The sequence below is a fragment of the Gordonia malaquae genome, assembly GCF_037148075.1.
GTDB classification, from domain to species: Bacteria; Actinomycetota; Actinomycetes; order Mycobacteriales; family Mycobacteriaceae; genus Gordonia; species Gordonia malaquae.
The window spans coordinates 185,389-210,055 of the sequence record NZ_JBBCUB010000002.1 but is presented as its reverse complement, the minus strand read 5'-3'; the positions used below and the strand labels follow the sequence as shown (position 1 = coordinate 210,055).

The window sequence follows — 24,667 nt, the reverse complement described above, 5'->3', positions numbered from 1 at the left end:
CGACCAGGACGAATGAGTGATCTCACCGGAGTGCCACTTCGGCGCCGACGGCCAAGAGGTCCGAGACGTCGGCGATCTTGATGCGCGGACGCCCTTCCGCACTGCCCGCAGTTCGCTCAGCGGCGTCGATGCGACGCCAGCCGTCAGCGTCGATGACACACGCGCCATTGCGTTCGGCCAGGGCGACGACATCGTTGCCCACGCGTCGATCGGTGCGCGTCGCCAAGTCGTCGATCACCGATCGCGCCGTCTCTTCGGCGCATCGCCGATTGGCGCCGATTCCACCGCGCGCACCACGCTTGATCCACCCCGCGACGTACTGCCCGGCGACTATCTCGCCCGATTCGGCGTCGACCACGCGGCCGTCCCGATGAGGAACTGTTCCGGCCCCCGAGTCGAATGGGAGTCCGTCCAGCTGGGCACCCCGGAAACCGACCGCTCCGATGATGAGTCCGGTCTCGATCACGTCCGCGGATCCGTCGTGGTCCACTTCGAGACCGGTCACCGACCGATCACCCAGGACGGCCCGGGGAGTCGTGTCGAAACGGAACACGAGGCGGCGGTCGTGGCTGCGCGTTCGAGTGTCGACGAGGGTGCGCAAGAGCGCGACCGCCGAGTTGTCGGCGTCCGACTCGTCGCCGACTGGATCGCCGACGACGATGTCTGCTGGAAGGTCGACCAATGCGGCGACCTCGCCGACGGTGAACGCGGCGTTCGCCGGGCCGCGTCGTCCGAGGATGACGACTTCTCGCACGGCACTCGACCGGAGGGCATCGAGCGCGTGATCGGCGATGTCGGTGGTCGCGAGCGCGTCGGGGTCGGCGAGGAGAACGCGTGCGACGTCGAGCGCGACGTTCCCGTTGCCGATCACCACCGCGCGGTCAGCGGACAGATCGACGGCGAGACCTGCGGCGTCGGGATGACCGTTGTACCAGGCGACGAAATCACCGGAACCGATGTATCCGGCACGGTCCTCGCCGGGGACTCCGACCGTCTTCGACACCGGCGCGCCGTGCGCGAACACGACCGCGTCGTACGACGACGAGAGGTCGTCGGGAGTCACGTGCACGCCGACATCGATCCCGAGCAGGTACCGGAATCGCGGTGACGACGTGGTCGAGTCGAGAACGTCGCCGGCTTTCTTGGTAGACGGGTGATCGGGCGCGACACCGGCACGGATCAAGCCCAGTGGCGTCGGCAATCGCTCGATGACGTCGACGTGCACGTTCGGCTCGGTGAGCAGCTCTGCGGCCGCGTACAACCCCGCAGGTCCCGCGCCCACGACGGCGACTCGGGCCGGCGAATGGACACGAGTCGGCGGCGCGGGTCGGAACGGAACGAGTCCGTCCCGCACATCGTGATCGCGATAGTACGCGGCGTTGATGTCGACGAACACCTGCTGATTCGGGCGGAGAGCGTCGGCATGAACGATCGCGTCCACCGGGCACTCCGGAACGCACGCGCCGCAGTCGATGCAGGTGGCCGGGTCGACGTACAACATGTCGGCGGTCGCGAAGGCCGGTTCGTCGGGTGTGGGATGAATGCAGTTCACCGGACACGCCGCGACGCACCCGGCGTCGTTGCAGCACGATTGGGTGATCACATGGCTCATCGGACCACCGTCACCCGGCCGCCGCGGCCCGGTGCGAACGGCAGCCCGCGGAACACCACCCGTTCTGCCCGTTCGGTGGTCGGCAGCACACGGAACTCGCTCAACACGGTTCGCAGGATCACCGCCATCTCCATGTTTGCGAACGACGCCCCGATACAGCGCCGATTTCCGCCGCCGAAGGGCACCCACGCATAGGTGTCGGGCATGCGGCCGAGAAAACGTTCGGGCATGAACTCGTCGGGTCGCGGAAAGTTTCGCGGATCGTTGTGCGCGACAGACGCCGCAACGTACACGTTCATACCGTGCGGGATCACCCACTCGCCGAGCGCCATTCGATCGGCGCGCACCGTTCGCACGGTCCCGTCGATCACGGTGCGCGAGCGCATCACCTCGTGAATGGTGGCCTGCAGATAGGACGACCCGCCGTCCTCGATCTCAGCGACGAGCCTCTGCAGAACGTGAGGATTGCGGCTCAACCGTTCGAACGCCCACGCGAGCGACGTAGCCGTCGTCTCGTGACCCGCGGCGAGAAGCGTCACGAGCTCATCACCGATCTCCTCGTGTGTCATCGCCGACCCGTCGTCGTACCGGGCTCGGAGCAGGAGCGACAGGACGTCGGTCCTGGTATCGAAATCCAGGTCGGATTCGGCCCTGCGGATGAGCCGCTCCAGAATCTCATCGAAATGCTTCCGCATGGCGAGGTGACGGCGCCACGGGCTCAACGGACCCCAATCCCACTGCAGCGGACGGATTGCGAAGATCGTCGCGCCGAATCTGATCCACCTGGGCATGAGGTCCCGGAGTTCATCGAACTCGGCGCCCTCGGCCCCGAACACCGCCCGCAGGATGATGTTCAGCGTGATGCTCATCGTCGACGGGTGCGTCGGAAAGTGCTTCCCGGTCGGCCAGGTGGCGATCTCCTTGCGGGTCTCCTCCTCCGCGATCGACTCGAAGTCCCGAAGGCTGCGCCCGTGGAACGGTGGGGTGAGCAGTTTCCGGTCCCGGCGGTGTTCGGAGGTCTGTTTGCCGAAGATCGACCCGGATCCGAACATGACGTCGAGACTCGGTTCGATCCCGCCCGCGACGTCGGACGGGACGTGGAACAGTTCGTCGAACATCGTGGGCTCGGTGATCACGACGGTCCGCCCGAAGCTCAGCAGGGGCATGGTGAACGTCGGCCCGTAACGCTCGGCGAGTTCGGCCAACGATCGCGGCCGGTCGGTGACGAACCGGATCTGCGCGCGAGGACTGAAGCGCGGACCGTCAGGCAGTCGAACAGGCGCCTGCGAGGTCGTCGAGGTGTCGGTGGACAGTCGTGTGGTCATGAGGGCCTCCCGCGGCGTCGCGCTGTGATGTGCTTCTCATGGTCTTCACTCCTCGTTCACATCGGTAGGTGCATTCGCACCAGAGCACCTTCATGTGAGTGCACTCTGCAGCGGATAGTCTCGGGCAATGGACTCCTCCGAGTGCACGCCTGCAGTGAAAGACCTGATCCGTCGAGCCGCGCAGGCGGTGATCGACGCACCGCCCGATTGGTTCGACGAGATCGATGAGGCCGCGTTCCAGGCGCCCGACACGCGACCGGTAGCCGACGACCCCGCGCTGCGTGCCCTGACAGTCCGCAACACCCACGCCATGCTCACTCGCTGGGCGACGGCCAACGTCGACGCTCCCGGTGTGCCCGTTCCGCCGTTCATCGACAACATCCAGGAGACCGCGCGCCTGATGGTCGCGCGCGGGCACACCGACGCCAGCGGCGAGGCGTACCGATTGGGCCAGAACGTCGCGTGGCGTCGATGGATGAAGATCGCGTTCGGCCTCACGTCCGACACGGACGACCTACGGGACATGCTCGACGTGTCCGCCGAGCTCATCGGAACGTTCGTCGACGCGACGATCGAGGCGCTGACCGCGCAGATCGCCGTCGAGCGTGAACACGTCGTACGAGGCCGAGACACCGCGCGACTCGACGCGGTGTCGTTGATCGTCGACGGCGGCGCCGTGGACGTGCCTGCGGCCGAACGGTTGCTGGGATATCGATTCGAGCAACCGCACACCGCGATCGTCGTGTGGACGACAGCACCGTCGCCTCGGCTGTCCGAACTCGAACACACCGCCGACACTCTCGCTGCTCATCTGGGTGCCACTCGGACCGTGCGCGTGGTGGCGAGTCCGGGAGCAGTGTGGGCGTGGTTCGCATCCGTCAACCGCGACCGACTCCACGACGTCGAGTCAGCTCTGGCCATCGGCAACCGGCGGCACGTCGCGATCGGCTCGACAGGTACGGGCATCGACGGCTTCCGGACGTCGCACCTCGACGCCGTGAGCACTCAGCGGATGATGGCCCGGATGGACACCGACCACGCCGTCGCGACCTTCGACGACGTGGAAGGCGTCCTGCTGGCAACCGCATCGCCGGACCGCGCCGACCGGTTCGTCTCGCACACCCTCGGTCCGCTCGAGAACAGCCATCCGGATGTTCGAGCAGCGGTGCGGGAGTACCTTCGCGCCGAGTGCAACGCGTCGCGCGCTGCCCAGACGTTGTTCACTCACCGAAACACGCTGCTCCGCCGGATCAAGCGAGCGGACGAACTCCTCCCCCGCCCGCTCGGCGAGAATGCGCTCAACATCGGAATCGCACTCGAGATCCGCCACTGGCGCGGATCGGCGAACGAAACGATCAGCGAGTCTCGCAGATAACCACCGGGATGTCGCGGGAGGTGCGCTTCTGGTACGACGCGTAGCCGCCGTATGCGGCCACGATCTGCGGCCAGAGCCGCGCCTTCTCGTCCGGGGTGGCGGTCCGAGCAGTCACGGGGCGGGTCACGCCGTTGACGACGATCTCGGCGTCGGGAGTCGCCTGCAGATTGCGATACCAGTCGGGATGGCGATCGTCGCCGCCCTTCGATGCCACCAGGACGATCCGTTCGGCGTCGTGAACGGGGCTGGTGAGGAAACATGATCGAGGGAGGCCGGACTTCCGTCCGACCGTGTGGAGTTCCACGGTCGGCATGCCGAACGGGGTCGACAGCAGTCGGCCGCCGCTGACCGCCAGGATCAGTCCGTGACCGCGGTTCATCAGTTTGCTTCCGAGGTCTTTCACGGTGTTCGAGTTCATCGGCGTTCCTCATGTTGTGCCCACCAGTCGACGATGCGGTCGACGACGTGCTGCGGTGAGCGGACCCAGTTGATGTGATCGTTCGACGCACCGTCGGGTACGTCCTGGTCGCGGTAGTGCCATCGTGTGACGGCTGTCGGTGTGAACAGGCGACCGGCGAGATCGTCGACGGCGGTCGTCGGCGACAGTCGATCGTGGTCGAGGCTGATGACCAGCGCCGGGGTGTCGATCTGCCTCGGCACGTCGAACGGAGGTGTGCCGGTGAGGACCATCCGTGACCATTCACGCATCAGCGTCCGCGCGCCGGGTCCCCCGAAGGCGGGCTTCGGGAGGTGCCCGAACAATGCAGTGGCGACCGGGACGATCACGCCGGCCATGAACGCGATCGGCAGACCGCCGTGCGGGAAGTGCCGGTAGAACGGATAGGCGCCGCCGACGGTCACCACGCCCTCCACGGGAGTCCGGGTCAGCTCGTGGCCCGCCGCCAATTGTGCGCCGAGACTGTGGCCGAGCAGGATGACCGGGCGGTCGGGGTTCTCCCTTCGGACCACCGCAACAGCTGCCTCGATGTCGCCTATCTCGTCGTCATAACTCCAGTCCGCTGCACGTCCGGCCCGCGGCTGATCACGCTCGAACCCTCGACGGCCGAGTGCGCGCGCATCCCATCCGTGGGTCGCGAACGCCTCTGTCACTGGTCTGTAGAAGCCCGACCCGATCGCCATCGCCGGGGCGATGAGAACAATCGGCGAGGTCATCGCGCGTGGGCGACGGCCATCGGCACGCCCGTCAGTTCCTCCGACACCGCCCACAGCCGCCGGATCCCTTCGTCGGTGCCCGGACGGATCATCGGGCGTCGGACGGGTGACCCGAAGCCGGCAAAGGTCGGACCGTAGAGCGTCCCGCCGACCGCCGCGGGATCAGTCGCCGCGCGAAGTTGGCTGAGGGCCCCGCGTGGGACCGACATCCCGAAGAACCGCGTCGTGTAGCCGCCGAGTGCGCCGAAGACGCCGCCTCCACCTGCCTGGTGAGTTGTCGTCTGCAGGTCGGAATCGGTCCAACCGGGATGGCCCGACAGCGCCTTCGCGCGAGCGCCCGCCTCGACGAACAGCCTGTTGAGGCCGATCGCGAAGTGCAGATTGGCGAGTTTGGAGTTCCCGTACGCGCGCCACGCGTTGTACGTGCCGGCGAGGAACGGATCGGCTGGGTCGAGATTTCGGCCTTGGTGGCGCGCGACGCTGGTCACGGTCACCACGCGACCGGAGTCGGCGGCAAGCACCGCGGGCAGGAGGTCGGCTGTCCAGGTCCAGTGGCCGAGGTGATTGGTTCCGAGCTGCGTCTCGAAACCATCGACGGTTCGGCCCTCGGGCGTCGCCATGACGCCCGCGTTGTTGATCAGCAGGTCGATGCGATCATGCTGGTCGAGGACGCGGGCTGCCGCAGCCCGCACGGATTCCTGCGATGAGAGGTCGAGCGGCACGATCTCGATCGATGCGCTCGGGGTCTGCGCGAGAATCGCCGTCGTGGCGTCGTTCGCCTTGTCGATGTTTCGAGCGCCGATGACGACATGTGCCCCTTTGCTCGCCAGGGCGGTCGCCGTTGCGAGCCCGAGGCCCCCGTTGCCGCCGGTGACGACTGCGACGCGGCCGTCCTGCCGTGGAATGTCCTTCTCTGACCAGCTCACGTTGTTGTCCTCCAGTGATGTTTACATTGCTCACAAGCATAGGAACGATAAGTGAGCAGTGTCAACATTCATGGGCGGATCAGGCTCGAAATCCGCACACCGGGACCATTCATCGACATACCGTTTCGATCGTGGACACCGATCACGACGACGCCGACACCCGCGCCCTCGCCGAAGCCATCGAGTCGATCCTGCTCGGCGGGGACCGAACGCTCAGTCCGAACGATCTCGCCGAGCGCACCGGAATCGACGCCGACTACAGTCGCCGACTCTGGCGGTCGATGGGGTTCCCCATCACCGACGACGACGCGATCACCCTGACCGACAACGATCTCGCCGCGATGAAACGTGTGAAACACGCACTCGATCTCGGAGTGGTCAGCCCCGCGACCATGACCGCTCTCGCTCGGCAGACCGGTCAGGTGTTCTCTCAGCTCGCCGAAAGCGAGGGGGACGAGCTGTTTCGCGTGGCACTGTCGGCGGTGGACGACGATCCCGATGGAAAGGACGCGCTCGTCCGGCTTCTCGCCGACGACCTCGTCCCGCTGATCGAGAGCATGCACTCGTACGTCTGGCGCCGACAGTTGGCCGCCTACGTGGCGCGGACGGTCGCCCGCTACGAGCGGTCGGGGACCGCCGACGTCGATGTGACGGTCGGATTCGCCGACATCTCTGGTTTCACATCACTGTCGAGGCACGCCACGGAGTCGGACCTCGCCGGACTCCTCGAGCTATTCGAGTCCGTGGCGACGGACGCGGTCGGCGCACACGACGGTCGCGTGGTGAAACTGATCGGCGACGCTGTCCTCTTCACCACGGCCGAACCGACCGCCGGAGTCGCGATCGCAGCAGAACTGCTCGCCCTGTGGCCCGCCGACAGGCCGCCGGTCCGCGCGGGGCTGGCGACGGGCACCGTCTTACGAAGGGTCGGCGACGTGTTCGGTCCGACGGTCAACATCGCCAGTCGACTCACCTCATTGAGTCGACCGAACGAGGTCCGAGTCGACGAGAAGACCGCGGCTGCGCTCGTCGATCGACATCGATTGGTCGAACAGGATCCCCAGGACGTCCGCGGATACGACGGCCTCCGATCGTGGACACTAATGTCGGGACCGTGATCACTGCAGACGATGTCCGCGCCGCCCGCCGTCGAACCGGCGGCCATGTGAGACGCACACCCGTTCTACGCGCCGACTCCCACGAGTCCGGCGCCGACATCTGGTTCAAGGCCGAGTTCCTGCAGCGCTGCGGAGTGTTCAAAACCAGGGGCGCCTTCAATCGTCAACTGCGCGCCCGGGAGAACGGACTCCTCGACGCCGCGACCGGAATCGTCGCGGCGTCAGGCGGAAACGCGGGCCTCGCCAATGCGTATGCGGCCTCGGTGCTGGGCGTGCCCGCCACCGTGTTCGTCCCCGAGACCGCACCCCGGGTGAAGGTGGATCGGCTCCGGGCGTTCGGCGCGGACGTGCGGCAGGTCGGCACCGAGTACTCCGAGGCCTACGCCGCGTCCCAGAGTCATGTCGCCGAGACCGGTGCGCTGTTCTGCCACGCATACGACCAGCCCGACATCGCCGCAGGCGCGGGCGTGATCGGTCTCGAGATCGTCGACGACGTGCCCGACGTCGACACTATTGTCGTCGCCGTGGGCGGCGGAGGCCTGTTCGCGGGCATCGCCGCTGCCGTTCACGATCACGGCGTACGAGTGGTCGCCGTCGAACCAGAACTGATTCCGACCCTGCACGACGCTCTCGACTCCGGGCATCCCGTGGACGTCTCGGTGTCGGGCGTGGCGGCCGACTCGCTCGGCGCCCGCCGGATCGGCGACGTCGGATTTCAGGTTGCTCAAGCCACCGACCCGATCAGCGTGCTCGTGACCGACGACGACATCGTCGATACTCGTCGAGCGCTGTGGGACGAGTACCGGATCCCGGCTGAATACGGTGCTGCGGCAGCCCTCGCCGCGTTGCGCAGCGGCGCGTACGTTCCCGCGCCGTCCGAGACCGTGGCGGTGATCGTGTGCGGCGCGAACACCGACCCGTCGACCCTCCGGTGACAACCCGGTTAGCATGGCCCGCATGACGCCTGACCGCCCCTGGCACGAGCTCGACGCCCACGACTGGCGAGAGCGAATCGCGACGGGATCGGCAACGGCGGTGGACGGCGTCCGAGCGTCGCTGCAGCGGATCGACGACCTCGATGATTCGCTCAACGCGTTCTCCGTAGTTCTCGCCGACGAAGCACTCGCCGCTGCGCGGACACTCGACGCACTCCCTGAAGATGAGCACGGACCGTTGCATGGCGTGCCGATCGCGATCAAGGAGGAGAACGACGTCGCCGGCTGCGTCACGACTTTCGGCACGTCGGCCAACAGGACCCCGGCGTCTGCCGATTCGCACGTCGTGGCATTGCTGCGGAAGGCGGGCGCGATCATCATCGGCAAGACCCGGATGCCTGAGTTCGGGGCATGGCCCTTCACCGAATCCGCTTCGGGCGGGATCACTCGCAATCCGGTCGACCCTTCGCGCACACCGGGCGGGTCGAGTGGCGGCACCGCCGCCGCGGTGGCGTCCGGCATGGTGCCGGCAGGCATCGGCGGCGACGGAGGCGGCTCCATTCGCATCCCGTCCGACCGGTGCGGCCTGTTCGGGCTGAAGCCGCAGCGCGGGCGGGTGAGCCCCGCACCGTACCCGCACCTGTGGTGGGCCCTGGGCACGATCGGGCCGCTGACCAAGACAGTGCGCGACTCTGCGCTGATCTACGACGTGATCTCCGGATCGACGCCCACCGATCTGTTCACGACCGAACCGATCGGTTCACTCGTCGGCTCTCTGGAGAGGGGCCCGCGGCTGCGCATCGGATGGTCGATCGCGTCCGGCACTCCTGGGTTGCACTCGCATCCCGACAACGTGGCGGCGGTCCACCGCATCAGCGAACTGCTGCGATCGGCAGGCCACACAGTGGTCGAGTATCACCCGAAACACTCCGACCCGACGGCGGCGTTCGTCCCTCAGTTCTTCGCAGGCATCCGGAGCGAGGCACAGGCCGTCGAGGACTACAGCGCTCTCGAACCGCGGACTCGGTCGGTCTACCGGCTCGGGTCCTGGGTCACCACGGCGGTGCGGGAGAGCGCGATCCGGCGCGGAGAGAGAATCGCGGGCCAGGCGGACCGGATGTTCGACGACGTCGATGTGCTTCTCACCCCGACTGTCGCCGATCGGCCGCGGCCTGCCGGTGTGCTGAGTGGCGCGGGGCCAGTTCGTGCATTGATCTCGTCACGCCCGTCGATCGCGTACACGGCTGTGTGGAACGTGACCGGCCATCCCGCAGCCACCGTGCCTGCAGGACTTGGAACCGACGGACTTCCGGTGTCGGTGCAGATCGTCGGACCCCGCAACGGCGAACCCCGCCTCATCTCACTGGCGGCCGAGATCGAAGCGTCCGTCTGACCGACGACGGCAGCCGAGCTCGAGCAGTTGCTCGAGCTCGGCTGCCTCGTGTCGGGACCTGCAGAAGGTCCTACTTTGCGGGAACGACGGTGCCCTTGACCGTGACCTCGACCTTGTTGGTCTTCGAGTCCCAGGTGATGGTGCCGTTCTCGAAGGTCGACTTCTTGACGGTGCCCTCCTCGGTCTCGTCGCTCGTCGCGGCGCCGAGAGGCCCATCGGAACCGGACTCTCCGTCGTCGGACGGCTTGCCCGACGCGTCGCGTTCGACGTTCCAGGCGTCGCGGATCTTGCCCCACGTGATGAATGCGGGCGTGCCGGCATCCGCGTTCTTCGCTGTGATGACGCCGCCGTCGAACTGCTGGAACACGACACCGCTGTCGCTCGTGCCCGCGTAGTCGTCATCACCGGCCTTCGGCTTGCCGAGGTCGGTGCGCTGCTTGTCCGTCGCGGCCGAGTACTTCGCGGCGATCGGTCCGGTCAGCGTGACCTTGGTGCCGTCGGCGGCGGTCAGCTCCACGTCCTTCGCCTTGTCGGCGCCTGTCGAATCACTCGAGCTCGTCGACCCGTCGGCGCTTGTCGAAGCGACCGCAGTCGACGAGTCGGCTCCGTCGTCCGACTTGTCGTCACTGCAACCCGCCACCACTGCCGCGGTGAGCGCCAACGCTGCGGCGACCCCCGCCGTCCGTCGCATGATGTCTCGCATGATGTCCTTTCGATCTTCGTCGAGTCGATCTCCGGTCGAAGCCGGTGGACGTTCTTCGATCCCACCGACTCCGCTTGACGACACTAGCCAAGGTTTGCTGGTTGGGAGCCGTTCTGACTCATAACAATTCGAAGAATATTCATTCAATCGGACTACAACGGGCATAGTCGGCCCAGTTTCGATTCGAAAGACCTTCTCCTATACGTTCGTATAGTCGCCTGTAAGGAGGCTCACGTGACCGACATCAACATCGAGACCATCACCGTCGACGTCGACGGAATGCACCTCGTCGGAGACCGCCGCCGCACCGCGTCGACAACGGGCTCACCCATCGTCCTGGTCCACGGCGGCGGCCAGACCCGCCACTCGTGGGATCGCAGCGCCGACGCCCTCGCCGTCCGCGGCCGGGACGTCTACACGTTCGATCTGCGCGGTCACGGTGACAGTTCGTGGGCGCACGACGGTTACGGCATCGGCGGATTCGTCACCGACCTTCGCGGGGTCTTGCTGACCCTCGACGCGCCTCCCGTGTTGATCGGGGCATCGCTCGGAGGCATCACCAGCCTCTGTGTGACGGGTGAACAGCCCGGATCAGTGTCGGCGCTTGTCATGGTCGATGTCGTGGTCGACGTGGAACCCGCAGGCATCGACCGCATCAAGGCGTTCATGAGCGGTCACATCGACGGCTTCGACACCTTGGACGACGTCGCCGACGCGATCGCCGAGTACACCCCCGGCCGGGCTCGCACGCGGAATCTCGACGGTCTGCGCAAGAACGTCCGGCAGCGTGACGACGGACGCTGGTACTGGCACTGGGACCCCGCGTTCATCCTCGGTGACGGGGATGAAGCCCGGACCGTCACCGACCCCACCCGCCTCCGGGCAGCCGCAACGAGGGTCGATGTCCCGACGCTCATCGTGCGGGGCGGCAAGTCCGACGTCGTGAGCGACGCGGGTATCGCGTCGATGAAACAGCTGATCCCCCACGCTGAGGTGGCCGATGTCGCCGCGGCGGGCCACATGGTGGCCGGCGACGACAATCAGGTGTTCGCGGCGTCCATCGAAGAGTTCCTCGACCGGCACGGTCTGTGATGCGGCTGCGTCTGGCCGATCTCGTCGATCCGCGATTGGACGCGTTCGCCGCGGAATCGCGCGCCCACCAGGCGACCACGAACGGAGCCCGCGGTCCGGCCGACCTCGACGGGCTCCGCGCCATGCGTGCTCAGATCGCCGCACGGCCGTCCGTGGCGGACCCGGCGGCCCGCACCTCGACCATCGACGGTGTTCCGGTCCGAATCCTTGAGCCGTCGTCAGGTCTGAGCCGCGGGGTCTACCTCGCGCTCCACGGAGGCGGCTTCTACCTCGGCTCGGCCGTGCGCAACGATCCACGTCACCGGGACCTCGCCGAATCGCTCGACGTCACCGTCGTCGCGCCCGATTACCGACTCGCGCCAGAGCATCCATGGCCCGCGGCAGGCGACGACTGCGAGACGGTCGCACGGTGGCTGATCGACCATGCAGGAGCAGAGTTCGGAACGGACCGCTTGATCATCGGCGGCGCGTCGGCAGGAGCGACGCTGGCACTCACCACACTGCTGCGTCTCCGAAACCACGATCTGTCCGGCGAGTATCGCGGAGCCGTCCTGACCTTCGGAACCTACGACATCAGCGGCCGAACACCGATGGGTCGCGCGATAGACGACGAGTACTTCATCGAGGCGTACGTCGGACACGTCGACGACCGGAGCCACCCCGACATCTCCCCCGTGTTCGCCGATCTCCGTGGACTCCCGCCCGCTCTGCTGACCGTCGGCGCCGACGACGTCGTGCTCGAACACAGCCTGGTGCTGGCGGCACGCCTGACGGCCGCTCGATCGGACGTGACCCTGAACGTGTATCCCGACGCGCCCCACGCCTTCACCGGAGCTCCGACGGCGATGGCGTCCGCCGCGTGGGACGACATGTACCGATGGATCGACGGTCTCCTATGACGCAACCACATCCGCGGCTCGCGGTTGTCGTCCTCTGCGCAGCGGGCATCGTGGTCGCACTGATGCAGACGATCATCGTCCCGCTGATCCCGAGCCTCCCCACGCTGATCCACACCTCGGACAACAATTCGTCGTGGGCGCTGACGATCACCCTGCTGGTCGGGGCCGTCGGAACCCCGATCGCAGGTCGTCTCGGCGACATGTTCGGCAAGCGACGCGTCCTCGTTGGCAACATGCTCGCCGTGACCCTCGGCTCCGTGGTCTGCGCGGTGTCGACGAGCCTCATTCCGTTCCTGATCGGCCGCGGTCTGCAGGGCATCGGAATCGGCACCATCGCGGTCGGCATCAGCATCATGCGCGACATCGTCCCTCCCGCGCGTCTCGGGTCGTCCGTCGGCACGATGAGCGCATCCCTGGGAGTCGGAGGCGCGTTGGGTCTGCCGTTCTCCGCGATCATCGCTCAGCACATCAGTTGGCACGCCCTCTTCTGGATCAGTGCGGCGACGGCCCTGGCCTGTGCGCTCGCGATCCTCGCCTACGTTCCGGAGAGTCCGTCGATCGCAGGCGGCCGCTTCGACGCCGTCGGCGCACTCGGCCTCGCCGCCGCACTGACCTTCATCCTGCTCCCGGTGTCCAAGGGCGCCGCATGGGGTTGGACGAGCCCGATCACCGTGACCGGGTTCGTCGCGTTCGCTGTCGCAGCTGTGCTCTGGTGGAGATATGAGCGCCGGGTCGCCAATCCCCTGATCGATCTCGACACTCTCACCAGCAGACCGATTCTGCTCACCAACATCGCATCCGTCGCGACCGGCTTCGCGTTCTACGCAATGCAGATGGCGCCGATCCAGATCCTCATGGCGCCGGAAGGAGCACCGGCTGGCCTTGGCATGAGCATGGTGCTGGCGAGTCTCATCCTGATGCCGACCGGACTCGTGATGTTCGGCTTCTCGTATGTGAGCGCCTGGCTCACACGTCTACGGGGCGCCCGGGTGTCGCTCGCGACGGGTGGGCTCGTGATCGGCGCGGGGTACATCGTGTTTCTGGTGATGCTCCTCGGTCCGTGGGCCATCGCCTGGTGGTGGATCATCGGCTCGAGCAGCCTCGTCGGCGCCGGTCTCGGCATCGCCTACTCGGCGATGCCCGCTCTCATCATGCAGGTGGTGCCGGTCAGTCAGACCGGTGAGGCCAACGGCGTCAACGCCCTCATGCGCTCGGTCGGCACAGCTGCCGCCACCGCGGTGGTCGGCATGGTCCTGACGGCGTCCACGGTGACCGTCGCCGGGCACCACGTCCCCACCGTGGCCGCCTACACCACCACTACGGTCATCTGCGTCGGCGTGTGCCTTCTCGCCTTCGTGACCGCAATCGCGATCCCGAAACGGACCGCGCTCGTCATCGACGAGGTCGCGTAAGCACCGAACAGAAACAGCGGGCCCACCCTGTGAAGGGTGGACCCGCTGATGTCACTTCGGCGTGGATCAGCCCTGAGCTGCGGCGAGAGCGGCGTTGAGCGTCGCACTCGGACGCATCGCGGCGTCCAGCTTCTCGAGATCGGCCTGGTAGTAGCCGCCGAGTTCGACGGCGTTGCCCTGCACTTCGCCGAGCTCGGCGACAATCGTGGCCTCCTGAGCCGCGAGCGTCTCGGCGAGCCCTGCGAACGTGGCCGCCAACTCGGCGTCCTCGGTCTGAGCGGCCAGTTCCTGGGCCCAGTACAGCGCGAGGTAGAACTGGCTGCCCCGGTTGTCGAGCTCGCCCGTCGTCCGCGACGGCGACTTCCGGTTGTCGAGCAGCTTGCTGGTCGCGGCGTCGAGCGTGGTGCCGAGGATCGCGGCCTTCGGGTTGTCGTTCTTGCGACCGAGGTCGTCGAGGCTCGCCGCGAGCGCGAGGAACTCACCGAGCGAGTCCCAGCGAAGGTGGTTCTCTTCGACGAGCTGCTTGACGTGCTTCGGCGCCGAGCCGCCCGCACCGGTCTCGTAGAGGCCGCCGCCCGCCATCAGCGGGACGATCGACAGCATCTTGGCGCTGGTGCCGAGCTCGAGGATCGGGAACAGGTCCGTGAGGTAGTCGCGGAGGATGTTGCCGGTCACCGAGATGGTGTCCAGACCGCGCATCGCACGCTCGAGGGTGTAACGCATCGCGCGGACCTGCGACATGATCTGGATGTCCAGACCCTCGGTGTCATGATCGGCCAGGTACTTCTTGACCAGCGTGATCAGGTTGTTCTCGTGCGGGCGGTACGGGTCGAGCCAGAACACGGCCGGCATTCCCGATGCACGCGAACGGTCGACGGCGAGCTTCACCCAATCCTGGATCGGCGCGTCCTTGACGATGCACATGCGCCAGATGTCGCCCTGCTCCACGTTCTGCGACAGCAGGACCTCACCGGTCGACGCATCGACGATGTTGGCGACGCCACCCTCCGGAATCTCGAAGGTCTTGTCGTGCGAGCCGTATTCCTCGGCCTTCTGCGCCATCAGGCCGACGTTCGGCACGGTGCCCATGGTGGTGGGGTCGAACGCGCCGTTGGTCTTGCAGAAATTGATGATCTCCTGGTAGATCCGGGCGAAGGTCGACTCGGGCATCACTGCCTTCGTGTCCTTCTTGCGGCCGTCGGCGCCGTACATCTTGCCGCCGATGCGGATCATCGCGGGCATCGACGCGTCGACGATGACGTCGCTGGGCGAGTGGAAGTTCGAGATGCCGCGTGCCGAGTCGACCATCGCCAGCTCGGGACGGTGCTCGTGGCAGCGGTGCAGATCCTCGACGATCTCTTCGCGCTTCGACGCCGGGAGGCTCTCGATCTTGTCGTACAGATCGACCATGCCGTTGTTGACGTTCACGCCCAGTTCGTCAAAGAGGTCGCCGTGCTTGGCGAAAGCGTCCTTGTAGAACACCTTGACGCAGTGGCCGAAGACGATCGGGTGCGAGACCTTCATCATCGTCGCCTTGACGTGAAGCGAGAACATGACGCCGGTCTCCTTGGCGTCGTTGAGCTGCTCCTCGTAGAACTCCAGGAGCGCCTTCTTGCTCATGAACATGCTGTCGATGACGTCGCCCTTGTCGAGCGGAACCGTCTTCATCAAGTGCGTCTCGCCGTCGGGGGTCACGACCTCCATGCGGGCTTCGCATGCGTGATCCATGATCATCGACTTCTCGCCGGCGTAGAAGTCGCCATGGTGCATGTGTGCGACGTGCGACTGCGATGCCATCGACCACTTGCCCATGCTGTGCGGGTTCTTGCGGGCGTACTCCTTGACGGCCTTCGGCGCGCGGCGGTCCGAGTTGCCTTCGCGCAGCACCGGGTTCACGGCGCTGCCCAGACACGCCGAGTACCGGTCGCGGATCTCGACCTCTTCGGGAGTCTTGGGATCCTGCGGGTAGTCGGGCAGATCGTAGCCGTGCTCACGCAGCTCGGCGATCGCGGCGTTGAGCTGCGGGACCGACGCGCTGATGTTGGGGAGCTTGATGATGTTGGTGTCCGGGTCCTGGGTCAGTCGACCCAGTTCGGCAAGGTTGTCGGGGACTCGCTGGTCCTCGGTCAGCCGCTCGGGGAACGCCGCGAGAATGCGGGCGGCCACCGAGATGTCGCTCGTCTGGACGTCGATCCCGGCGGGCTCGGCGAAGGTGCGGATGATCGGCAGGAACGCTGCGGTGGCGAGGCGAGGCGCCTCGTCGGTGAGCGTATAGATGATCGTCTGCTTCTGGGAGGTCATGGTTGCAGCCTCTTCTGATCGTCGTCGTTCTTGTGGAACTCGTTGCTATCGCTGACATTGTCCCGCCGAACGTGACCCAGTGCGCGCGGTCCCGGGAATTGCGAGGCAGCACACACAGCGATCGGCCACTGACCTGCACTGCTTGCTGTGTACAGCAGTTCGGGTCGTCTGGTGGGACGGTTTTCTTTCGATCGGCCGGTATGACCCGGCGATTCGGGGCGCTCGGCGGAGTGATTGTCCGTCTCCCGCTTCGCTATTCATTCTAGCGATGTCGATATTCGCCATGCCCGGCACGCCTGCACCGCGACAGGCCGATAACCTCGGCGTAGATCCCCCGTGAAGGAGTCCGATGTCAGCCTCGTCCGCACCGATCACGTTCAGCCATGGCCCGACATGGCGAAACCGAGTCGCACTCGCCCCGCTGACCAACCTGCAAAGCGGGTCCGACGGCGTCTTGAGCGACGACGAACACACCTGGCTCACTCGGCGTGCCGAAGGAGGCTTCGGTCTGGTCATGACGTGCGCGGCGTTCGTCAGCAGCGCTGGCCATTCGTTTCCGGGCCAATTGGGCGTCTCCGATGACATGCACCTCGCAGGGCTGACACGGCTCGCCGACGGTCTCCGCGCGGCGGGTTCGGTGTCGTCGCTTCAGCTCCAGCATGGCGGTCGTCGCGGTGACCGTGCCCTGTCCGACGATCTCGTCGCTCCGTGGGACGACGCGAAGTACGGTGCCACCGCACTCACCACCGAGGGCGTCGAGCAGATGGTCGACGACTTCGCGACCGCTGCGCGCCGCGCCGAGCAGGCCGGCTTCGACGGTGTTGAGATCCACGGTGCACACGGATACCTGATCGCGCAGTTCCTCGACGGACGAAGCAACACGCGCACCGACCGATACGGCGGCAGCGCCGACAACCGCTTCCGGGTGGTTCACGAGACGGTCGCCGCCATCCGAGCCGCCACGGGCCCCGACTTCCAGCTCGGCCTGCGTCTATCCCCCGAGCGATACGGGATCGTGCTCGACGAGGCTCGGGAACTCGCCGCACAGGTGATGGCCGACGGCGCCATCGACTATCTCGACATGTCGATGTGGGACGCGTTCAAGATGCCGCACGGTGAAGAGCCCGGCGATCGACCACTGCTCGACCTCTTCACCGAACTCCCCCGCGGCGACGTCCGCCTCGGGGTGGCAGGCAAGATCTTGACCGCGGCGCAGGTCCGCGAATGCCTTGAGCGGGGCGTCGACTTCGTGCTCGCAGGCACCGCGGGCATCCTTCATCACGACTTCCCGAGGCGCGTGGTCGACGACCCCGACTTCGCCGCCACCCATCCGCAACCGGCTTCACATTTCGTGGCCGAATCAGTCGGACCGTTGTTCCTCGACTACCTGTCGACCAATTGGGACGACTTCGTCACCGCCGACGGCGTTCGATGATCGACCGGGACGACGTGGCGGCAGGTGTCGCCACCGCAGCGGACCTCATCGTGGTCGTCCTGGCGCTGTACAGCCTGTTCGCCGCGAATTTCTACGCACTGCTCGCGTGGGAGATCGCGGCCGCGGTGTATCTGCTGTGCACCGGCGTGGTCATTCGGCGCCGGGTCCGACGGGGGACGTCGGACCCCCGCACCGGACTCCTCAGCCGGTTGTCGTGGATCGTTCCGTTGGCGACCAGCCTGGCCGGGGTGAACGCCGCCGTCGTCGCGCTTCTCGGGCAGTCGTACGCGGAGAAGTACGCGGACAGCGCAGGATCGGCAGCTTTGCTCGGAGTGACCGGAATTGTGCTGTCCTGGCTGCTTCTGCACGTCGCGTTCATGCACATCTACATGAGCCGCTACAGCGAATCAGCTGCGCCTGCGCTGTCGTTCCCCGAGGATCGTGATCCCGATGACGACGACGTCCCGCCGCGTGAGCCGGGATACCCGGAGTTCATCTACTTCGCGTTCACGCTTGGCACCACGTTCGCGACGTCCGATGTCGAAGTCCGCACCCGGCGAATGCGGTCTGCCGTCGTCGTGCACAGCGTGTGGAGCTTCTTCTACAACGCTCTCGTCGTGGCGGTGGCGTTCCAGGTGCTCCAGCGGTTCGCGACCCTGTGACCGCCTCCACCTGGTGGGCACTCCTCGGTGCGGCTTGGTGATTGAGCCGGACGGAGCGGAGCGGAGTCCGTGTCGAAATCTGGTGACGTGCGCTGAGTCGGTGGACGTGCCTGTGGATAACGTGCTGGTCAGATCCAAGCAGGCGGTGGATGCTGTCGGAATGGCCGGGTATCTGTACATGCTGGAATGCGCTGACGGATCGTTCTATGTCGGGAGCACTCGCAATATGTTTGAACGTCTCCGACAGCACCGCGCGGGCGAGGGTGCCGCGTACACGAGTCGACGTCTCCCCGTCCGCCTCGTGTACGTGGCGGAGTTCCCGACGGTCGCCGAGGCGTTCGCGCGCGAGAAGCAGGTCCAGGGGTGGGGAAGGTCCAAACGAGTCGCGCTTGCCCGCGGTGACTTCGATCAGCTGCACATGCTTTCACAGCGTGGCCAGCGCGGTGCCGTCCCGGACGACGCTCCGCTGCCGTCGATCACGATGTTCGACGAGTAGGTGTGGGCCCCAGCCCGGGTGGCGGCGATTTCGACTCGTCTCCTCGGCTGCACCTCGTCAACGGCTCAATCACCAAGCAAGGCCTCCGCGAGGTATTCCTTGATCTCCTGTTCGCGCGCATCGTCGAGAGCTCGATCGAGGGCGGCGTAGGCGTTCGCCGTCGCCGAGGAACGCATGGTGGCGAGGAGATCCGTCACCCACTCCACCTCGTCGGACGTAGTGGGCAGCCAGCCGACGCCCTCCCGCCGAACGATCTCGTCGCGCGCGCCCGACATCAGCACTCGAACGGCGTCGGCGAGACGATCGGTGAACTCGCGGTGAACTCCGATCAGGGTGCGCAGTTCCATCCCGCGCTCGACGAGTCGCCCGAGGTTCTTCAGGATGTGGTCGTCGACGGCACGCACCCGCGACGACCCGTCGACGCGTGTGACGATCCGCGCGTCGACGAGTGCGTCGAGAGTCTCGGCGTCGACCGGGCCGAGCACGCGTTCCAACTCGTCATGCGTGATCTCGTCGGGCCGCCGTTGCGCCCACCGGAGATCCAGCAGATCCGGCAGATCGAGCGCCTCGGCGACCATTGCACGGGGGTTGGTGAGAAACGTCCCGATGTGCTTGAGCGTGAAGCCGTTGCCCAACAACCGATTGATGGCCCGCAGATTCGCAAGATGGCGCTCGGTGTAGATCGCCACACGCCCCCGGCGCAGGGGCGCGGGCAGCAGCCCACGCTCCTGGTAGCCGCGAATGTTGCGCGTGGTGGTGCCGGATGCCCGCGCGAGGTCGTCGATCCGGTACTCGGTCATCGCACGAACCTACCCGGACATCACCGGAGTCGCGACAGCCGCCGCGTCGGTGTGCACCAGGATTCGGTAGTCCTGCAGGTCGACTTCACGGAGTTGATTCGCGTACTGGGTCGCGAAGCCGGGGAACATCGTCGCGTTGAAGCCGTCGTCGGTGAGATACCAGCTCTGGCAGCCCGAGTTCCACGTCGTCGATCGAAGCCGACGTTGGATGTCCTCGTTGTACTCCGCCTGCACCTCGGCGCGAACGTCGAGTGCCTTCCACCCGTTCGCCTCGACCAGACCGATCGACTCGGTGAGATAGTCGATCTGCGCCTCCATGTAGACCAGCGCGGAGTTGTGTCCGGGGCCGGAGTTCGGTCCGAACGTCACGTACAGGTTGGGGTAGCCCGACACGGCGACGCTGCGGTACGCGTAAGCACCGCCCGACCACTCGTCGGCGAGGACTCGCCCTCCGATGCCCGTGACGGGGAACGGTGTGCCCTGCTTGCCGACCTCGAACCCGGTTGCGAAGACGATGCAGTCGAACTGATGCTCGATGCCCTCAACAGTGCGGATGCCCTTGGGCGCGATCCGGGCGATCGGCCAGGTCACGAGCTTGCAGTTGTCCTTCTGCAGTGCCGGGTAGTAGTCGCTTGTCATCAGCAGTCGTTTGCAGCCCGCCGAGAAGTCGGGTGTCAGCTGACGACGCAGCCACGGATCCTTGACTGTCAGGCGCAGGTTGAGGCGGCTGACCGCTTCGACGACGCGGGTGATCGGACTGTCCCAGACCAGGCCGAGAGCCATCGACTCGTGTCCCCAGTACCAGGCCGACCGTGCGAGGCTCTGAGCGCCGGGAACGTGACGGTAGATCGACTTGGCGAACTCGCCGGTCTCGACGTCGACGCGCGGAAGAACCCAGCCCGCGGTGCGTTGGAACACCTTGACCGAGCCGGCCTGCTTCACGAGGTGGGGCACGATCTGGACGGCACTGGCGCCGGTCCCGACCACCGCGACCTTCTTGCCCGCGAAATCGTAGTCGTGATCCCATCGTGCGCTGTGCACGACGTGCCCTTCGTAGTCGTCCAGACCCTTGATGTCCGGCAGTGACGGATTCGCGAGCGGACCGGCGGCCATGATCACCGAACGCGCTCGGACCGCACGACGACGTCCCGCGAACCGGATCGTCCACTCGCCGGTCTTCTCGTTGTATTCGAGCCCGGTCACCTCGTGACCGAACTTGATGTGCCGCGCGACGTCGAAGTCGGCGACCATCGAATCGATGTAGTCGAGGATCTCCGCACTGCCCGAATACGTGTGCGACCACTCGGGATTCTGCGCAAAGCTGTACGAGTACAGCCGTGATGGGATGTCGCATGCGGCGCCCGGGTACGTGTTGTCCCGCCAGGTGCCCCCGACGCGGTCACCTCGCTCGAAGACGACGACGTCGTCGATGCCCTTCTGCTTGAGGCGGATGGTGGCGCCGATGCCCGCGAACCCGGCGCCGATTACTGCAACTGCAATGGTCATGTGTCTGTAGTCCTCAGGCGGCCGGCTCGTAGGTGAGTTCCTGCGACCACGACGGTGTGCGGTGCACGAGGTCGAACGGGATGTACGACGTCACCTTCACCAGCGAGTCGGCGACGAGGTGGTAGGGAACGTTCTTCCGGTCGATCACCCAGCTGCCGTGCATGGCGACGACCTGGAACATCGGGAGCCGGCGGACGTACTCGGAACGCTCGCCGACGGCACGGTACTTCCGCATCGCACCGTAGAGCTTCTCCTCGTCGACGCCCATCGCCACGATGTTGTCGCGCATCTTGTTCAGCAGCGGCATGTAGCTGAGGAAGCCGACCATGAGCGACGGCTTGACCCAACCGCCGACGAAGTCGGCGGTGCGCTTGCGGAGATCGGCGTGGCCGAGGATCTCCATGACCTCGTAGTCGACGGCGAGGTGACGGGACTCGTCCGAGTTGATGTGACGGAACACCTCCTGGGCCACCGGATCCTTGACCTCATCGGTGATGAACTTGATGAGCGCACCGTCGAGCGCCACCTCCAGCATCGGAATCACGGTGCCGAGGAACGACAGCGACATTCCGTCCGAGTACTTGTCCAGCCAGTTGATGATGAGCTGCACATTGACGTTCGGCGACGGGATCTCGTCGTTCTCGAGCATTCCCCACCGACGCATCAGGGCGAGCTCCGCGTTCGCGTGCTTCTGCTCCTCGGCGTGGAAGTGCTCGTAGATCGACTTCAAAGTCGGGGTCGGGGCCTTCTTCGCCATCGCCGCGAATCCGCGGGCGCCGACGTTCTCGATCCACATGAGGTCGGAGAGGAACGGCTTGAGCTTGGCGTGGAGTTCCGGCTCGATGAGTTCCGCGCCGGGCGCATCCCAATCGATGTCGGCGAGCGCCCACTGACGGTTCTTGATCATCGCAAGCATGCGATCGAGGTCCATGGCCATGATGTGTCCTTAGTCTTATCGGTGGTCGGCGGGTTCGGCGGCGTCGGTCTCCAGGGGCGCGACCCGTCCCAGAAGACCTGCGCCCCAGGTGTAGACGCTGGGAATATGACGTTTCAGGTGCCAGATGACGTTGGCGTCGAACTGCGGGACGACATAGAGGCGTCCGAGGTCGTTCGCGTCGAGGGTCGATGCCGCGACGCCGGCCGGCGACATGCCGGTGAGTTCCATGAGGCGCCCGGCCAGGCCCTGCCCGGCTTCGGTGATCCGGCCGTCGCGGGCGACGTTGGTCTTCACGAACGTCGGGCACAGGACCGTCACGTTGACACCGCTGCCGCTCATCTCGGCGGAGAGGGTCTCCGACAGGGACATGACTCCAGCCTTGCCCACGTTGTACGGCCCCATGGCAGGCGCCGCGGCAAATCCGGCGGCCGACGCGACGTTGATGATTCCGCCATGGCCGGTGGTGCGGAGCATCGGCGCGAACGTCTCGCACCCGTGGATGACGCCCCACAGGTTGATGCCGAGGGCCCAATTCCAGTCGTCCATGCCGATCGCGCCGACTGCCTTGCCTCCGATGCCGACGCCGGCATTGTTGATGACAAGCGTCGGCGGCCCGTCGAACTCCCGGACCGCGAGGTCGGCGAGTTTCGTCACGTCGTCGCGGATCGCCACGTCGCACACTGCGGCGACGGCACGGCCGCCGCTCCGAGTGATCTCACGGACTGTGTCGTCCGCGCGTGAACCGTCGATGTCCGCACACACCACGTGGCCACCGCGGTTGGCGAGTTCGAGCGCGAATGCACGGCCGATTCCACTTCCCGCGCCGGTGACGACAGCTTTCGCGTTGTGGCTGCGTCTGTTGCGGACGAAAGTGGACAGCACTGAATCGATGCCGAACATCAAGCGACTCCTTCGGTGGTGGTGGCAGGTGTGGCGCTTGGCGCGCTGAGTGCGGCGACGACGAAGTCGCGGATCCGGAGCAGGGCGGCGTCGGCGTCGGGCGTCAAACGTGGCAAAGCCTGGAAGACGTGCATTTGGCCTGGCCAGACCTCCAATTGAGCCTGACCTCCGCGTGCGTTGATCTGGGCCACGAAGTGGCGAGAGTCGGCGGACAGCATCTCTGCGCCACCTGCCTGCACGAGCATCGGCGGAGCGTCTGCTGCGGCCCGGTAGTCGAGTTCGAGTCTGCGGTCGGTCAGATCGGCGTCTCGTGTGTACAGGTCGACGAGGCGGCGGGCCGCGGCGGCAGTGATCATCGGATCGCGGCGACGGCGCTCCTGCTGCGCGGACAGTCCGAACGTCAGGTCGACGACCGGTGAGAGCAGGACCGCGGCAGCAGGACCCGGTTCACCGTCCGCCGCACGGTTGAGCACAAACGCTCCCGTCAGATGCCCGCCCGCGGAATCGCCCGCAACGATCAGGTTCTGCGGTTCGTACCCGCGGTCGAGCATCCACTGCCACGCGGCGTCGACGTCGTCTGCCGCAGCCGGGAACCGATGTTCGGGCGCGAGCCGGTAGTCGGGGACGAAGCACGGCAGGCCGAGCACTCCGGAGAGTCGCGCGACGAAGCTTCGGTGCGTGCCGGGCGAGCACATCATGTAGGCGCTGCCGTGCAGGTAGAGGACTGCGGACTCACTGCGCCGGTCGACGCCCGGTCCATACACCCACTCTCCCACCACGTCGCCGTCGCGGACCTGAACCACGGACGCGCCCCGCGGCATCCGGCCGGCGGCGCCCATGAGCCCGGCGATCAGACCCCGGGACACGGCGACACCGGCTCTGCTCGTACCGATGCATCCGGTCACGGAGCCGACGCCGACTCGAGTGATCAACGCGTTCAGTCGGGTTCGAGTCGCCGCCGTTGCGGGAACCCGCGGAGCGGGCACGGTGTGTTCAACCATTTCTCGATGACACCACCAACCGTGCCACTTGTCAATGGCACGGTTGTCGATGTCAACCGAGTCGTTCGGGCAGACGGTGCCGAACGTCCGATGTGCGAGAATGAAGGCACGCGAAACACGTAGCGGATTGGGGTGCCGTGCTCGGAATCGTCTTACTTGCAATAGGTCTCGTCGGCTTGGTGCTCACTTTGCTCTCGCTGATCGGGTTCGAGTTCGCCCAGTTCGACGTGCACGTCGGAGACTCTGGAGCGGGGCTCCTGTCGGTCGCAACGCCGTTCCTCACCGGATTCGGGCTCCTCGCAGGTGGCCTGATGAAGTTCAGCGACACCTCCACTCTCGTGGCTCTCGCGGCCGGAATCGGCACCGGAGTCGCGCTCAGCGTCGTCGCGATCGTGATCCTCGGTTACCTCGTCGGCTCCGAGGAGGAACTCCCCTCGTTCGACCTGATCGGATCGACGGTTCGGATCGTCGAACCCGTGTCGGACGGCCGTCTCGGCACCGCCGAAGTGGCGACGCCTCTCGGATCGCGGCAGATCACCGTCCGATCCGACGATCCGCTCCCCCACAATGCCCAGGCCGTCGTCCTCGAGAAGGCCGACGGTCGAGAGATCTTCACCGTGTCGCCGATAACCTTCGGCGACGTTCATCCAGAAGGGAATTGATACA

23 protein-coding genes are annotated in these 24,667 nt (G+C 66.2%); 11 read left to right on the top strand and 12 right to left on the bottom strand.

All coding sequences use genetic code 11. The features are described 5' to 3' along the window. Positions 1–22: 22 nt before the first annotated feature. Both WFK36_RS07970 and WFK36_RS07965 read right to left on the bottom strand, forming a co-directional pair. Positions 23–1,612 carry an FAD-dependent oxidoreductase gene (locus WFK36_RS07970; protein WP_336791243.1) on the bottom strand — a complete coding sequence of 530 codons (1,590 nt, stop codon included), beginning with the start codon at positions 1,610–1,612 and terminating at the stop codon, positions 23–25. Next, positions 1,609–2,937 (bottom strand): cytochrome P450, encoded by a 1,329-nt coding sequence (locus WFK36_RS07965; RefSeq protein ID WP_336791242.1) that lies wholly within the window; start codon positions 2,935–2,937, stop codon positions 1,609–1,611. Before WFK36_RS07965 ends, WFK36_RS07970 begins: the two co-directional genes overlap by 4 nt. Before the next feature lie 127 nt (positions 2,938–3,064). Here WFK36_RS07965 and WFK36_RS07960 point away from each other — a divergent pair, with 127 nt between their 5' ends. Next, positions 3,065–4,312, top strand: coding sequence for a PucR family transcriptional regulator (locus WFK36_RS07960; RefSeq protein WP_008376449.1), 1,248 nt, complete (start codon positions 3,065–3,067; stop codon positions 4,310–4,312). On the opposite strand, the gene WFK36_RS07955 is transcribed toward WFK36_RS07960, so the two are convergent. Genes WFK36_RS07955 through WFK36_RS07945 form a run of 3 tightly spaced genes read right to left on the bottom strand, consistent with a single transcriptional unit; the run spans position 4,293 to position 6,411 of the window. Beyond that, on the bottom strand, positions 4,293–4,730 hold the full coding sequence (locus WFK36_RS07955) for a nitroreductase family deazaflavin-dependent oxidoreductase (RefSeq protein WP_336791241.1): 438 nt from the start codon (positions 4,728–4,730) through the stop codon (positions 4,293–4,295). The genes WFK36_RS07960 and WFK36_RS07955 overlap by 20 nt on opposite strands. Beyond that, positions 4,727–5,485, bottom strand: a complete 759-nt coding sequence (locus WFK36_RS07950) for an alpha/beta fold hydrolase (RefSeq protein ID WP_336791240.1) — start codon at positions 5,483–5,485, stop codon at positions 4,727–4,729. The genes WFK36_RS07955 and WFK36_RS07950 overlap by 4 nt, the downstream gene beginning before the upstream one ends. Next, complete coding sequence (locus WFK36_RS07945) at positions 5,482–6,411, bottom strand: oxidoreductase (protein ID WP_336791239.1); 930 nt, start codon at positions 6,409–6,411, stop codon at positions 5,482–5,484. Before WFK36_RS07945 ends, WFK36_RS07950 begins: the two co-directional genes overlap by 4 nt. Positions 6,412–6,542: 131 nt before the next feature. On the opposite strand from WFK36_RS07945, the gene WFK36_RS07940 reads away from it, so the two are divergent. The 3 genes from WFK36_RS07940 to WFK36_RS07930 are packed head-to-tail and all read left to right on the top strand — an operon-like array spanning position 6,543 to position 9,857. Further along, a complete protein-coding gene (locus tag WFK36_RS07940) occupies positions 6,543–7,529 on the top strand; it encodes an adenylate/guanylate cyclase domain-containing protein (protein WP_336791238.1) in 987 nt (328 codons plus the stop codon). Continuing rightward, positions 7,526–8,464 carry a threonine/serine dehydratase gene (locus tag WFK36_RS07935; protein ID WP_336791237.1) on the top strand — a complete coding sequence of 313 codons (939 nt, stop codon included), beginning with the start codon at positions 7,526–7,528 and terminating at the stop codon, positions 8,462–8,464. Before WFK36_RS07940 ends, WFK36_RS07935 begins: the two co-directional genes overlap by 4 nt. A gap of 13 nt (positions 8,465–8,477) precedes the next feature. Continuing rightward, on the top strand, positions 8,478–9,857 hold the full coding sequence (locus WFK36_RS07930; RefSeq protein WP_419717474.1) for an amidase: 1,380 nt from the start codon (positions 8,478–8,480) through the stop codon (positions 9,855–9,857). Between the two features lie 70 nt (positions 9,858–9,927). Here WFK36_RS07930 and WFK36_RS07925 read toward each other — a convergent pair whose 3' ends face one another. Next, positions 9,928–10,560, bottom strand: coding sequence for an LGFP repeat-containing protein (locus WFK36_RS07925; RefSeq protein WP_336791235.1), 633 nt, complete (start codon positions 10,558–10,560; stop codon positions 9,928–9,930). Between the two features lie 279 nt (positions 10,561–10,839). Between WFK36_RS07925 and WFK36_RS07920 the strand changes: the two genes are divergently transcribed. Genes WFK36_RS07920 through WFK36_RS07910 form a run of 3 tightly spaced genes read left to right on the top strand, consistent with a single transcriptional unit; the run spans position 10,840 to position 13,963 of the window. Beyond that, positions 10,840–11,652, top strand: coding sequence for an alpha/beta fold hydrolase (locus WFK36_RS07920; protein WP_419717484.1), 813 nt, complete (start codon positions 10,840–10,842; stop codon positions 11,650–11,652). Next, positions 11,652–12,551, top strand: a complete 900-nt coding sequence (locus tag WFK36_RS07915) for an alpha/beta hydrolase (RefSeq protein WP_336791233.1) — start codon at positions 11,652–11,654, stop codon at positions 12,549–12,551. Before WFK36_RS07920 ends, WFK36_RS07915 begins: the two co-directional genes overlap by 1 nt. After that, complete coding sequence (locus WFK36_RS07910) at positions 12,548–13,963, top strand: MFS transporter (RefSeq protein WP_336791232.1); 1,416 nt, start codon at positions 12,548–12,550, stop codon at positions 13,961–13,963. Before WFK36_RS07915 ends, WFK36_RS07910 begins: the two co-directional genes overlap by 4 nt. A 66-nt stretch (positions 13,964–14,029) precedes the next feature. Here the strand turns inward: WFK36_RS07910 and WFK36_RS07905 are convergent, their stop codons facing one another. After that, a complete protein-coding gene (locus tag WFK36_RS07905; protein ID WP_008376466.1) occupies positions 14,030–16,264 on the bottom strand; it encodes an NADP-dependent isocitrate dehydrogenase in 2,235 nt (744 codons plus the stop codon). A 349-nt stretch (positions 16,265–16,613) separates the two neighbouring features. On the opposite strand from WFK36_RS07905, the gene WFK36_RS07900 reads away from it, so the two are divergent. The 3 genes from WFK36_RS07900 to WFK36_RS07890 all read left to right on the top strand — a co-directional run bounded on the left by WFK36_RS07900 (position 16,614) and on the right by WFK36_RS07890 (position 18,857). Further along, positions 16,614–17,699 (top strand): NADH:flavin oxidoreductase, encoded by a 1,086-nt coding sequence (locus WFK36_RS07900; RefSeq protein ID WP_336791231.1) that lies wholly within the window; start codon positions 16,614–16,616, stop codon positions 17,697–17,699. After that, positions 17,696–18,361, top strand: coding sequence for a DUF1345 domain-containing protein (locus WFK36_RS07895; protein ID WP_336791230.1), 666 nt, complete (start codon positions 17,696–17,698; stop codon positions 18,359–18,361). Before WFK36_RS07900 ends, WFK36_RS07895 begins: the two co-directional genes overlap by 4 nt. A 106-nt stretch (positions 18,362–18,467) precedes the next feature. After that, the gene (locus WFK36_RS07890; protein ID WP_336791229.1) at positions 18,468–18,857 is read left to right on the top strand and encodes a GIY-YIG nuclease family protein; all 390 of its coding nucleotides are present in this window, start codon (positions 18,468–18,470) and stop codon (positions 18,855–18,857) included. Positions 18,858–18,922: 65 nt separating this feature from the next. Here the strand turns inward: WFK36_RS07890 and WFK36_RS07885 are convergent, their stop codons facing one another. The 5 genes from WFK36_RS07885 to WFK36_RS07865 are packed head-to-tail and all read right to left on the bottom strand — an operon-like array spanning position 18,923 to position 24,001. Continuing rightward, positions 18,923–19,657: a MerR family transcriptional regulator gene (locus WFK36_RS07885; protein ID WP_008376472.1), complete on the bottom strand. Its 735-nt coding sequence runs from the start codon at positions 19,655–19,657 to the stop codon at positions 18,923–18,925. Between the two features lie 9 nt (positions 19,658–19,666). Next, on the bottom strand, positions 19,667–21,163 hold the full coding sequence (locus WFK36_RS07880) for a flavin-containing monooxygenase (protein ID WP_336791228.1): 1,497 nt from the start codon (positions 21,161–21,163) through the stop codon (positions 19,667–19,669). A gap of 13 nt (positions 21,164–21,176) precedes the next feature. Then, the gene (locus tag WFK36_RS07875) at positions 21,177–22,100 is read right to left on the bottom strand and encodes a ferritin family protein (protein WP_008376476.1); all 924 of its coding nucleotides are present in this window, start codon (positions 22,098–22,100) and stop codon (positions 21,177–21,179) included. Positions 22,101–22,115: 15 nt separating this feature from the next. After that, positions 22,116–23,000 carry an SDR family NAD(P)-dependent oxidoreductase gene (locus tag WFK36_RS07870; protein ID WP_336791227.1) on the bottom strand — a complete coding sequence of 295 codons (885 nt, stop codon included), beginning with the start codon at positions 22,998–23,000 and terminating at the stop codon, positions 22,116–22,118. Beyond that, positions 23,000–24,001: an alpha/beta hydrolase gene (locus WFK36_RS07865; RefSeq protein WP_336791226.1), complete on the bottom strand. Its 1,002-nt coding sequence runs from the start codon at positions 23,999–24,001 to the stop codon at positions 23,000–23,002. The genes WFK36_RS07870 and WFK36_RS07865 overlap by 1 nt, the downstream gene beginning before the upstream one ends. Positions 24,002–24,180: 179 nt before the next feature. On the opposite strand from WFK36_RS07865, the gene WFK36_RS07860 reads away from it, so the two are divergent. Further along, positions 24,181–24,663, top strand: coding sequence for a hypothetical protein (locus WFK36_RS07860; RefSeq protein ID WP_336791225.1), 483 nt, complete (start codon positions 24,181–24,183; stop codon positions 24,661–24,663). The last annotated feature ends 4 nt before the right edge of the window (positions 24,664–24,667 follow it).

What these genes read in the sequence shown, in the direction of transcription:
- WFK36_RS07970 (WP_336791243.1), bottom strand. Translation starts at nt 1,612, where the DNA reads ATGAGCCATGTGATCACCCAATCGTGCTGCAACGACGCCGGGTGCGTC.
- WFK36_RS07965 (WP_336791242.1), bottom strand. Translation starts at nt 2,937, where the DNA reads ATGACCACACGACTGTCCACCGACACCTCGACGACCTCGCAGGCGCCT.
- WFK36_RS07960 (WP_008376449.1), top strand. Translation starts at nt 3,065, where the DNA reads ATGGACTCCTCCGAGTGCACGCCTGCAGTGAAAGACCTGATCCGTCGA.
- WFK36_RS07955 (WP_336791241.1), bottom strand. Translation starts at nt 4,730, where the DNA reads ATGAACTCGAACACCGTGAAAGACCTCGGAAGCAAACTGATGAACCGC.
- WFK36_RS07950 (WP_336791240.1), bottom strand. Translation starts at nt 5,485, where the DNA reads ATGACCTCGCCGATTGTTCTCATCGCCCCGGCGATGGCGATCGGGTCG.
- WFK36_RS07930 (WP_419717474.1), top strand. Translation starts at nt 8,478, where the DNA reads ATGGCCCGCATGACGCCTGACCGCCCCTGGCACGAGCTCGACGCCCAC.
- WFK36_RS07925 (WP_336791235.1), bottom strand. Translation starts at nt 10,560, where the DNA reads ATGCGAGACATCATGCGACGGACGGCGGGGGTCGCCGCAGCGTTGGCG.
- WFK36_RS07920 (WP_419717484.1), top strand. Translation starts at nt 10,840, where the DNA reads ATGCACCTCGTCGGAGACCGCCGCCGCACCGCGTCGACAACGGGCTCA.
- WFK36_RS07915 (WP_336791233.1), top strand. Translation starts at nt 11,652, where the DNA reads ATGCGGCTGCGTCTGGCCGATCTCGTCGATCCGCGATTGGACGCGTTC.
- WFK36_RS07910 (WP_336791232.1), top strand. Translation starts at nt 12,548, where the DNA reads ATGACGCAACCACATCCGCGGCTCGCGGTTGTCGTCCTCTGCGCAGCG.
- WFK36_RS07905 (WP_008376466.1), bottom strand. Translation starts at nt 16,264, where the DNA reads ATGACCTCCCAGAAGCAGACGATCATCTATACGCTCACCGACGAGGCG.
- WFK36_RS07900 (WP_336791231.1), top strand. Translation starts at nt 16,614, where the DNA reads ATGTCAGCCTCGTCCGCACCGATCACGTTCAGCCATGGCCCGACATGG.
- WFK36_RS07895 (WP_336791230.1), top strand. Translation starts at nt 17,696, where the DNA reads ATGATCGACCGGGACGACGTGGCGGCAGGTGTCGCCACCGCAGCGGAC.
- WFK36_RS07885 (WP_008376472.1), bottom strand. Translation starts at nt 19,657, where the DNA reads ATGACCGAGTACCGGATCGACGACCTCGCGCGGGCATCCGGCACCACC.
- WFK36_RS07880 (WP_336791228.1), bottom strand. Translation starts at nt 21,163, where the DNA reads ATGACCATTGCAGTTGCAGTAATCGGCGCCGGGTTCGCGGGCATCGGC.
- WFK36_RS07875 (WP_008376476.1), bottom strand. Translation starts at nt 22,100, where the DNA reads ATGGCCATGGACCTCGATCGCATGCTTGCGATGATCAAGAACCGTCAG.
- WFK36_RS07870 (WP_336791227.1), bottom strand. Translation starts at nt 23,000, where the DNA reads ATGTTCGGCATCGATTCAGTGCTGTCCACTTTCGTCCGCAACAGACGC.
- WFK36_RS07865 (WP_336791226.1), bottom strand. Translation starts at nt 24,001, where the DNA reads ATGGTTGAACACACCGTGCCCGCTCCGCGGGTTCCCGCAACGGCGGCG.